Annotated in this window: 10 protein-coding genes, 3 pseudogenes and 1 other annotated feature; all 13 genes and pseudogenes read right to left on the bottom strand. The window is 45.6% G+C overall.

Annotation, left to right across the window (positions count from 1 at the left end; all coding sequences use genetic code 11):
* Positions 1–130 precede the first annotated feature (130 nt).
* Positions 131–496: a 50S ribosomal protein L7/L12 gene (rplL, locus tag JCM11969_RS15435; RefSeq protein WP_054712605.1), complete on the bottom strand. Its 366-nt coding sequence runs from the start codon at positions 494–496 to the stop codon at positions 131–133.
* Between the two features lie 38 nt (positions 497–534).
* Positions 535–1,038 carry a 50S ribosomal protein L10 gene (gene rplJ, locus JCM11969_RS15440; RefSeq protein WP_054712608.1) on the bottom strand — a complete coding sequence of 168 codons (504 nt, stop codon included), beginning with the start codon at positions 1,036–1,038 and terminating at the stop codon, positions 535–537.
* 22 nt (positions 1,039–1,060) lie between these two features.
* Positions 1,061–1,187: a sequence feature (ribosomal protein L10 leader region), on the bottom strand.
* A 62-nt stretch (positions 1,188–1,249) separates the two neighbouring features.
* Positions 1,250–1,938, bottom strand: a pseudogene (gene rplA, locus JCM11969_RS15445) (50S ribosomal protein L1).
* A gap of 96 nt (positions 1,939–2,034) precedes the next feature.
* A pseudogene (gene rplK, locus JCM11969_RS15450) lies at positions 2,035–2,459 on the bottom strand (50S ribosomal protein L11).
* 156 nt (positions 2,460–2,615) lie between these two features.
* Positions 2,616–3,161, bottom strand: a pseudogene (nusG, locus tag JCM11969_RS15455) (transcription termination/antitermination protein NusG); the annotation flags it as partial.
* Between the two features lie 117 nt (positions 3,162–3,278).
* Complete coding sequence (secE, locus tag JCM11969_RS15460; protein ID WP_054712617.1) at positions 3,279–3,458, bottom strand: preprotein translocase subunit SecE; 180 nt, start codon at positions 3,456–3,458, stop codon at positions 3,279–3,281.
* Positions 3,459–3,490: 32 nt separating this feature from the next.
* Complete coding sequence (rpmG, locus tag JCM11969_RS17365) at positions 3,491–3,640, bottom strand: 50S ribosomal protein L33 (protein WP_082409422.1); 150 nt, start codon at positions 3,638–3,640, stop codon at positions 3,491–3,493.
* An 80-nt stretch (positions 3,641–3,720) separates the two neighbouring features.
* Complete coding sequence (locus tag JCM11969_RS15465) at positions 3,721–4,284, bottom strand: RNA polymerase sigma factor (RefSeq protein WP_054712620.1); 564 nt, start codon at positions 4,282–4,284, stop codon at positions 3,721–3,723.
* A gap of 201 nt (positions 4,285–4,485) precedes the next feature.
* On the bottom strand, positions 4,486–5,022 hold the full coding sequence (locus tag JCM11969_RS15470; protein ID WP_054712623.1) for an NYN domain-containing protein: 537 nt from the start codon (positions 5,020–5,022) through the stop codon (positions 4,486–4,488).
* Between the two features lie 120 nt (positions 5,023–5,142).
* Positions 5,143–5,940 carry a 23S rRNA (guanosine(2251)-2'-O)-methyltransferase RlmB gene (gene rlmB, locus JCM11969_RS15475; RefSeq protein ID WP_082409423.1) on the bottom strand — a complete coding sequence of 266 codons (798 nt, stop codon included), beginning with the start codon at positions 5,938–5,940 and terminating at the stop codon, positions 5,143–5,145.
* Entirely contained in the window at positions 5,930–6,352 is a 423-nt protein-coding gene (locus JCM11969_RS15480) for a Mini-ribonuclease 3 (RefSeq protein ID WP_054712626.1), read from the bottom strand. Before JCM11969_RS15480 ends, rlmB begins: the two co-directional genes overlap by 11 nt.
* An 11-nt stretch (positions 6,353–6,363) precedes the next feature.
* A complete protein-coding gene (locus tag JCM11969_RS20790) occupies positions 6,364–6,498 on the bottom strand; it encodes a CysS/YqeB C-terminal domain-containing protein (RefSeq protein WP_439709751.1) in 135 nt (44 codons plus the stop codon).
* Positions 6,495–7,772 carry a cysteine--tRNA ligase gene (gene cysS, locus JCM11969_RS15485; RefSeq protein WP_439709752.1) on the bottom strand — a complete coding sequence of 426 codons (1,278 nt, stop codon included), beginning with the start codon at positions 7,770–7,772 and terminating at the stop codon, positions 6,495–6,497. Before cysS ends, JCM11969_RS20790 begins: the two co-directional genes overlap by 4 nt.
* Between the last annotated feature and the right edge of the window lie 227 nt (positions 7,773–7,999).

Raw genomic sequence — 7,999 nt, forward strand, 5'->3', positions numbered from 1 at the left:
TTTTATCGTGCGTGTCTTAGAGAATCAATTGTAAATAAAAAAGCGTCCGAGGAATTGAGTTAATCCTCAGACGCTTTTTTATCTTAATATTCAAAAAAAAGACCCCATAACGGGATCTTTTAAAACGCAATTACTTAAGAGTAACCACGCCACCAACTTCTTCAAGCTTAGCCTTGATGTCGTTAGCTTCGTCTTCAGTAACGCCTTCCTTGATAACTGAAGGTACTGAGTCAACAAGACCCTTAGCATCCTTCAAACCAAGACCGGTGATTTCACGAACGGCCTTAATAGCCTTAACCTTTTGGTCGCCTGATTCAGTTAATTCAACATCGTATGAATCCTTAGCAGCGCCACCATCGGCACCTGCAGCAGCAACTGCAACTGGAGCAGCAGCTGAAACGTCGAATTCTTCTTCGATTGCCTTAACAAGGTCGTTTAAATCTGAGATTGATGCTTCTTTTAATGAAGCAATGATGGAATCTTTATCAAAAGCCATTATATTTTCCTCCAATAATTGGGATTTAGTAGTAGAGCTTAGGCTGCGTCGCCTTCGCCTTTATCTGCAACTGCCTTAACGGCACGAGCAATTTTACGCATAGGATCTGACAATGCACTAGCAAGCATTGACAACAATTCTTCACGACTTGGCATCGTAGCGTAAGTGTTAATTTCGTCAACGGAAACAACCTTATCTTCGATGATCCCACCCTTAATAGAGAGGGCGTCGTGGCTATCAGCGAACTTCTTCAAGATCTTAGCAGGTGCAATCGCATCTTCATCAGAAAATGCAACGGCTGTAGGACCAGAGAAGACTTCTTCAAGACCTTCGTAACCAGCTTTGTCAGCGGCACGGGTCAAGATCTTGTTCTTGATAACGCTCATTGAAACACCAGCATCACGTAATTGCTTACGTAAGTCGGTGACTTCTTCAACGGTTAAACCACGGTAGTCAACCACAACAGCTGAGGTAGCGGCGTTGAAACGTTCAACGACGGCGTCAACAGCTTGTGCTTTAACTGCGATAGCTTCTTTACTCATTAATGTCACCTCCTGTTATTTTATCTGGGAATAAAAATCCCTATGTCCGCCAGACATAGAGAGAAAGTCAGGATAAACCTGAAACTCTTCCTCGGCAGGTAAATTAAGGCTTTCGCCACCTGAGTCTTGGGCAGAACAAACATCAACTTAACCAGAATACTTGATTCTCAGTTAAAAGTCAACATGGGATTTTTCAATTTAACGGGTTGGCTTACAGAGTGGTAACGTCAACGTTAACACTTGGGCCAAAGGTTGAAGCGATAGAAACGTGTTGAACGTATGTCCCCTTAACGGCAGCAGGCCGTGCAGTGATCACAACGTTGGCAATCGTCTTCAAGTTTTCAACCAACTTGTCGGCATCGAATGATACCTTACCAACAGGAACAGCAACGTTACCGTCACGGTCAGTCCGGTAAGTTACCTTACCAGCCTTAGAATCGTTAACAGCCTTCGTTACGTCCATGGTAACAGTCCCAGTCTTAGGGTTAGGCATTAAGCCTTAGGTCCAAGAACCCGACCTAAACGACCAACTTGGGCCATCATATCTGGCGTTGCAATGGCAACGTCAAAGTCCAACCAGCCGTCTTGGATCTTAGCAACTAAGTCGTCGCCGACAAAGTCAGCACCGGCAGCTTCGGCATCCTTAGCCTTGTCACCCTTAGCAAACACGATAACAGTCTGATCTTTACCAGTTCCGTTTGGTAAAACAACGGCACCACGTAATTGTTGGTCAGCTTGCTTCGTATCTACGTTTAACTTCATTGCAATTTCGATGGTAGCATCGAACTTAGCAAAGTCGATCTTCTTTACTAAATCAACCGCTTCTTCAATGGTGTAAAGCTTTTCAGCATCTACATTCTTGACAGCGTCTTGATAGTTTTTACCTCTTTTATGAGCCATATTGTGTTTTCCTCCTTGCAAATGTGGTGATAACGGATTGTCCTCCCACTTGATACATTTGTTTTAACAAAGTATCCGTAGTGTTAATAGCTGGGATTAACCTTCTACAGTGAAGCCCATGCTACGAGCAGTACCTTCAACCATGCGCATAGCTGCTTCAACGTCAGCGGCGTTTAGGTCTTGCATTTTGGTTTCAGCAATTTCCTTAACTTGAGCCTTGGTTACCGTAGCAACCTTCTTCGTGTTAGGTTCGCCTGAACCATGTTCAACACCGGCAGCTTCTTCAAAAGAACGGCGGCTGGTGGTGTCTTGGTAATGAAGTCGAATGAACGATCCTCATATACCGTAATGACAACTGGAATGATCATCCCAGCTTGATCGGCAGTACGAGCGTTGAAATCCTTCGTAAAGCCCATGATGTTAATTCCGGCTTGGCCCAATGCTGGTCCAACTGGAGGGGCTGGTGTTGCTTTACCCGCAGGAATTTGCAATTTAACAATGTTAGCTACTTTTTTAGCCACGAGACATACCTCCTTGAGTCCGTGTTGTGGTAAATGGAGAGCTGATTTCTCCTCCCACATTGTATGCAACGCATACTCATACAAGTTACCACAACTCATTACAAATGCCAAGGTTTTTCTCAGATAATCTGATTTTCAAACCCGACAATAACTGTTTTAAACGACGGGATCCACTTGGTCAAAGTTCAGTTCGGTACTGGTTTCACGACCGAACATATCGATGTTGACCTTGAGCTTCATCTTTTCATGGTCAACTTCGGTGATCTTACCTTCCAAACCAGAAAAGGCGCCGTCAACGATCTTGACCGTATCGCCTTCGTCAACGTCAAGGTCCTCGTGACGACTGCTCATCCCAAGGCGCTTCAAGATTAGGTCAACTTCGTCAGGCAACAGCGGCGTTGGTTTTGACCCCTGCCCATGTGACCCGATAAAGCCGGTAACACCTGGTGTGTTCCGGACGATGTACCAAGCTTGGTCAGTCATGACCATTTCAACCAGAACGTAGCCTGGGAAGGTCTTGTCCATCTTGATCTTTTCCTTACCGTTCTTAACTTCGCGTTCCTCTTCTTCTGGAACGACGACCCGGAAAATAAAGTCGGCCATTCCCATGGATTGGGCCCGTGATTCCAAGTTCATCTTCACCTTGTTCTCGTAACCAGAATAGGTATGTAAGACGTACCATTGCTTTTCAGCTGATTCAACATGTGTGTTGTCATCCTCTCGTTAAAACCTGTTTACTATCAAAATTAAGTCAAAATAAAAAAACTTCGACAACGCGCGAAGTTTCTCAACAAAACTATTATATCATAAATTTTGAATTTATGAAGCTAATATCTTCAGTCCTGCTTGAACCAAGTAATCAACCAACCCTAAGAAGATGGCCATTGAAATCGCGAGCCAAAGCACGCTGCTGACATCTTTTCGAGTTTGTTTAGCGTTTGGCCAAGACACCTGCTTCATTTCGTCTTTGACCGCTACTAAAAATCTAAAAAATCGCATAGGAACCTCCTGATGCACCGTGCATCGTGAGCCTAACGGGTCTCGCGATGCAACGTGTGCTTACCGCAATACTTACAATATTTATTAACTTCTAGTCTTACTTTTCGGTTGGGATTGGCGGGAATTGTATAGTTCCGTGATCCGCAAACAGAACATGCTAACGCAACTTTTCTTTGAGCCACGAGAACACCTCCTTATAGCAAACTTGATTCTATCATGCACAAGAATCACAGTCAAACACCAATAAGACTATTATACACGTTTAGCGATGAAATTTCTGCCTGACACGTTCGCGGGTGTTGTGTAATTGATTTTTATCGATGTGCAGCAGCGCCATGATCTCCTCATCATTTTTCCCAAGGATCGTCAACACAACTAGCGCGCGTTCACGCTTCGAACACAGGTCCCGTAACACAACAATGTTGTTTTCCCGCACCATAGCGACGTCATCCGGCAACGCCAACGCATCCATCATCGTCATCGACATCCCATCACCAAATGAATCGAGTGAAAGCAACGGCTCGTCTGCTTTGCGTTTCAGGGCGTTTTCCCGTCTGATCAGATCACGGCGTCGATTGATCAGTGCCCGCTTCAAATACGATCCAAAAGCACGTTCTCGGGCAATGTTGAAGTGGCCAATGATCTTCCAAAGCACCAGCATCCCCTCTTGAAACCAATCGTCAAAATCAAGGTCCAGGGCCTGTGTCTTGCTATGGATACTAATGATCAGCGGCCGATACCGACCTGCTACTTCGTTAAATGCCTGTACGTCACTGTCCTTCGCCATTGCAACTAACTGCCAGTCCGTTAGCTTTGAATAGTCCATGCTGCTGCCTCCGTTGTGAATTTAATGGCTTCACTATAGCAAGCAGCAGTGGGATTGAAAGCGAACACACTGGGTTTGATTCAATTGTAAAGGTGAACCAATGTCGCGGCTTAACTGTCCCATAATCAGCAGTTATGCGGCATCTGGACTATACCAATAATCATTTGTATCTCTAACCTTTACATAATCTTTACATTGGCCTTATTTTTTCGAAGGATCGTCTCCGAGGTGATCACGTAATTTTTCAAGTTTCAGCAACTGGCCTTGACTCCAAGGCGACCGACGTACCTGACCGAGGTCAGCATACTTGACCGCTTGCGTGTGAACTTCCTTGCGGGTTCGGTTAATATCGGTCAGGAGTTCCCCTGCTGGGATCCGAAGCGCGCCCTCTGAAAAAATCGTCCACTGTTCCGCCTGATCACTCGTTGCAACTGTGACTTGTGTAAATCGGGTCTGTTTTTCCTTAGTCAGCGCCTCAATGTATTCATCCGCGGTCTCGTCCTGCCCGGTCCAAACGACCTGTAACCCATAGTGATCATATTTTTGCGAAATCCCTGGAACGTACATCGCGTCAAACACAACAATGATCGTGGTTTTTAAATACTTACGATACTCCGACAGCGTGGCCAATAACTGGTCTCTGGCGTCCTCCATGCGATTAGCTTGCTTCAGCCGATTCAGATCAGGCCAGTTACCAATCATGTTGTACGCATCGACGATTAAAATATCTTTTTTCATCTACTCACCTACTTTCGGGTTACCCTTAATTTTTTATCAAACTAATCAAGATAGCGAAAGAAGCAAAAATTCTGACCGAATTTCTGCTTCCCCACGCTTCAACTGTTCAATTCTAATCGCCTATAGCGGATTCCGGGATTGAAAGGCTTGATACATCAGCAGACTTGCAGCCACACTAGCATTCAAGCTTTGCACATGGCCGACCATTGGAATCGTCAGCATTTCATCCACTGACTTTTTGAGCAATGGTGAAATGCCCTTGCCTTCGTTTCCAATAATGATGCCGACCGGTCCCTTAGCATCGAAATGCCGGTAATCGGTGCCAGCCATGTCAGTGCCAAAGATCCATAGGCCACGATCTTTTAATTCCTTGACGGTGTTTACCAAATTAGTCACTCGCGCAACCGGCATGTATTCGATGGCCCCCGTCGACGTTTTAGCAACGACTGAGGTTAACCCAACGGCGCGCCGTTTTGGAATGATGATGCCGTGAGCGCCAACAGCATCCGCCGTTCGCATGATGGACCCGAGATTATGCGGATCGTTAATATCGTCAAGAATTAAGAAAAACGGCGGTTGCTCACTCTTAGCAGCGTTGTCAAACAGGTCGTCGATCGTTGCATAGTGGTAAGCAGCAACAGCTAGAACAACTCCCTGATGATTTTCACCGGGCACCAGTCGCTCCAGCTTTGTCTTTGGCACCATCTGAACGATCAGTTTGCGTTTTTTGGCCAACTTCACAATATCGCCAATGATGTCGTTTTTAAGACCTTCTTGAATGAAGACTTTGTTAATATCTTGGTCACTCTTTAACGCCGAAACAGCTGGGTGCCGGCCGATGATAAAGTCGGTCTGCTCCTCTGTGTCGGTGTCTGGCTGTGCTTGTTTTTGTTCTGGTTTTGTATGATTAGTCTTCATTTACTAAACTCCCTGATTCAACCTGTTCAATACACCAGTGTGCCAGCCAGTTGAGCCGATCCATCTGGTCACTGAGATAAAGGTACCCAAACAGAGCTTCAAACCCCGTTGATACCCGATACGTTAGCACGCTGGTGTTTTTAGCGTGAGTGTAGCTTTTGGCGTTACGGCCACGGTGAAAATAATCCTGTTCCGTTTCCGTTAAAATTGCATCCTTGGTCATTTTATCGATCAGCGCTGCCTGGGCCTTTGCTGACACGTAATTTGTGGCTTGGTGATGTAACTTGGTCGGCTTAGTTAAGCCTGCCTCGATTAAGTGACGCCGAATAAAAACTTCATAGATGGCATCGCCCATGTAGGCTAATGCGATTCCGTTGAGTTGCTGATAATCTCCTTGTGTTTCCTCGCTCATACTGTTCCTTCCTATTTTTCGCGATGCCAACGGGTCCCCTGCGGCGTATCCTCTAAGATAATGCCCTGGGCCTTGAGTTGTTCGCGAATTTCATCACTGCGGCTAAAATCACGGTTTTTCCGGGCGTCGATTCGTTCTTGGATCAAGCTTCAATGCCGTCATCGTTTAAGCTTTCAGCAGCCAATTGAATTCCAAAAATGTTAACTAACTCCGTTAACGTCTTTAGGATAAAGGCAATGCTGTCCTTGAAGACAACTGGCCGTTCAGCGTAGACGTTAGCAAGTTTTGCTAACTCGTACACTTCAGCAATCCCGTTTTGAACGTTAAAATCGTCATCCATAGCATCAACAAAATCAGCTTCGATCTGGCGAATCTCTTGTTCCGTCTTATGATCATTGCCTTCTTCAGCATCGTCCAACCGGTAGTGTAAATTATTGAACGCTGTCTGCAGGTGCTTCAAGTTATTGTTAGCATCTTCCAAGTTTGCTTGGGTGTACTGAATTGGCCGCCGATACTGGGTGGTTGCCATGAAGAACCGCAGTACTTGCGGATTTTCAGTCTTGAGTAAATCATGTACCATCACAAAATTACCGAGTGATTTACTCATTTTTTCGTTGTCGTCGCCAACGGTCACAAACCCATTGTGCAACCAATAGTTTGCAAACTTTTCACCGGTTTTGGCTTCACTTTGGGCAATCTCATTTTCATGGTGCGGAAAGGTCAGATCCTGACCGCCACCATGGATGTCAAAGTTATCACCCAGGTATTTAGTGGCCATGACTGAGCATTCAATATGCCAGCCTGGACGTCCCTTCCCCCATGGCGAATCCCAAGAGATCTCATCAGCTTTAGCACCCTTCCAAAGCGCAAAATCAATGGGATCTTCCTTGCGAGCAACTTCTTCAGGATCCGTATGCTGACTCGCGCCAACTTCCAGATCATCGATGTTTTGGTGGGACAACTTGCCATAGTCCTTAAATTTCCGGGCCCGGTAGTAAACGTCCCCTTCTGATTCATACGCATAGCCTTTGGCAACGAGTGCCTGAACAAAGGCGATAATATCCTTAATGTTTTCGGTTGCCCGTGGATGCTTGGTTGCCGGTTCGATGTTCAATGCATTGGTGTCTTCCATAAAGGCATTGATGTATTTTTCGGCAATGGCTGGCACCGTGGTATTGGCTTCCTTAGCAGCTTTGATCATTTTGTCATCAACATCCGTAAAGTTGGAGAGGTAGTTGACGTGATACCCTTTATATTCGAAATAACGGCGAATCGTGTCAAAGGCAATGGCACTGCGCGCGTTCCCAATGTGAATGTAATTGTAGACGGTTGGCCCACAGACGTACATGTTCACGATCCCAGAGGTAATGGGTGTGAACACTTCTTTTTGCCGTGTGAGCGTATTAAATACTTTTAACATGTACGCTGTTCCCCTTCCGATTAATCGTAAATTCATTTTAGCATATTGTGGGAGTGGGTGAAAGGAGATAGAGTGCGGAAGTGGGGCGGTTAAAGGGTGGAGCCTAGAGGACTTTGGACATAAATTTCCGGTTTTGAAATTTGTGGCCGAAGTCCTCTAGGTGCAACCCTTTGCCCCATGGAGCACGTTTCGACTAGATAAACGGTAAACACACTTAAACATCCTTG

This window comes from Secundilactobacillus paracollinoides DSM 15502 = JCM 11969, from assembly GCF_001311135.1.
Lineage (GTDB): Bacteria > Bacillota > Bacilli > Lactobacillales > Lactobacillaceae > Secundilactobacillus > Secundilactobacillus paracollinoides.